This window comes from Lactobacillus gallinarum (genome assembly GCF_002160635.1).
GTDB classification, from domain to species: domain Bacteria; phylum Bacillota; class Bacilli; order Lactobacillales; family Lactobacillaceae; genus Lactobacillus; species Lactobacillus gallinarum.
The window spans coordinates 1-1126 of sequence record NZ_NFKZ01000071.1 but is presented as its reverse complement, the minus strand read 5'-3'; the positions used below and the strand labels follow the sequence as shown (position 1 = coordinate 1126).

Annotated in this window: 11 tRNA genes and 1 rRNA gene; all 12 read right to left on the bottom strand. The window is 51.6% G+C overall.

Annotated features, from left to right (window positions below):
- Positions 1 to 42 precede the first annotated feature (42 nt).
- The 12 genes from B5E95_RS10375 to rrf all read right to left on the bottom strand — a co-directional run bounded on the left by B5E95_RS10375 (position 43) and on the right by rrf (position 1126).
- A tRNA-Met gene (locus B5E95_RS10375) sits at positions 43 to 116 on the bottom strand.
- Positions 117 to 136: 20 nt separating this feature from the next.
- A tRNA-Ile gene (locus B5E95_RS10370) sits at positions 137 to 210 on the bottom strand.
- Between the two features lie 12 nt (positions 211 to 222).
- Positions 223 to 296, bottom strand: a tRNA-Met gene (locus B5E95_RS10365).
- Positions 297 to 326: 30 nt separating this feature from the next.
- Positions 327 to 400, bottom strand: a tRNA-Pro gene (locus tag B5E95_RS10360).
- A 5-nt stretch (positions 401 to 405) separates the two neighbouring features.
- Positions 406 to 479 (bottom strand) — tRNA-Arg (locus B5E95_RS10355).
- Positions 480 to 487: 8 nt separating this feature from the next.
- Positions 488 to 573: transfer RNA gene (locus B5E95_RS10350), tRNA-Leu, on the bottom strand.
- Positions 574 to 584: 11 nt separating this feature from the next.
- Positions 585 to 656: transfer RNA gene (locus tag B5E95_RS10345), tRNA-Gly, on the bottom strand.
- A gap of 10 nt (positions 657 to 666) precedes the next feature.
- Positions 667 to 739: transfer RNA gene (locus B5E95_RS10340), tRNA-Thr, on the bottom strand.
- A 24-nt stretch (positions 740 to 763) separates the two neighbouring features.
- A tRNA-Leu gene (locus B5E95_RS10335) sits at positions 764 to 845 on the bottom strand.
- Between the two features lie 12 nt (positions 846 to 857).
- Positions 858 to 930 (bottom strand) — tRNA-Lys (locus tag B5E95_RS10330).
- Between the two features lie 2 nt (positions 931 to 932).
- Positions 933 to 1005, bottom strand: a tRNA-Val gene (locus tag B5E95_RS10325).
- Between the two features lie 4 nt (positions 1006 to 1009).
- Positions 1010 to 1126: ribosomal RNA gene (gene rrf, locus B5E95_RS10320) — 5S ribosomal RNA — on the bottom strand.

Below are 1126 nucleotides of genomic sequence, written 5' to 3'. Positions count from 1 at the left end.
GTGACAGGGAGGCGAGATAAACCACTGCTCCAATGGACCAAATTGCGGGAGCTGGATTTGAACCAACGACCTTCGGGTTATGAGCCCGACGAGCTACCAGACTGCTCCATCCCGCGATATTAATATACATATGTAATGGACCTTGTAGGACTCGAACCTACGACAGGACGGTTATGAGCCGTCTGCTCTAACCAACTGAGCTAAAGGTCCAAGTTTACAATATAGCGGCGGGGGGGATCGAACCCTCGACCTCCCGGGTATGAACCGGACGCTCTAGCCAGCTGAGCTACACCGCCAAAAATGTAACTAATACCATTTAGATACAATCGGGAAAACAGGATTCGAACCTGCGACCCCCTGGTCCCAAACCAGGTGCTCTACCAAACTGAGCCATTTCCCGTTATATGCGCCCTGAAGGATTTGAACCTTCAACCTTCTGATTCGTAGTCAGACACTCTATCCAGTTGCGCTAAGGGCGCATCATCAATGCCGGGGATCGGAGTCGAACCGATACGGTTGAAACCAACCGCGGGATTTTAAGTCCCGTGCGTCTACCAATTCCGCCACTCCGGCGTGTTGATGAAAGCGGAAGACGGGATTCGAACCCGCGACCCCCACCATGGCAAGGTGATGTTCTACCACTGAACTACTTCCGCAAAATATAAATGCCGATTATACGACTTGAACGTACGACCCCCTGTTTACAAGACAGATGCTCTACCAACTGAGCTAAATCGGCATATTGTCAATATGTGGTTGGCAATACGGGTGGTGGGACTTGAACCCACACGTCCGAAAACACTAGAACCTAAATCTAGCGCGTCTGCCAATTCCGCCACACCCGCAAATTAGGGTCATGAGCCGTGAGGGACTTGAACCCTCGACCCACGGATTAAAAGTCCGTTGCTCTACCAACTGAGCTAACGACTCGATGGAGGATACAGGGCTCGAACCTGTGACCTCCTGCTTGTAAGGCAGATGCTCTCCCAGCTGAGCTAATCCTCCATGAGCACGGCAGCTTCCTTTCCTCGCAGGCAGTTGCCCACCAACTACTTTCGGCGTTAAGAAGCTTAACTTCTGTGTTCGGCATGGGAACAGGTGTATCCTTCTTGCTTTCGCCACCGTA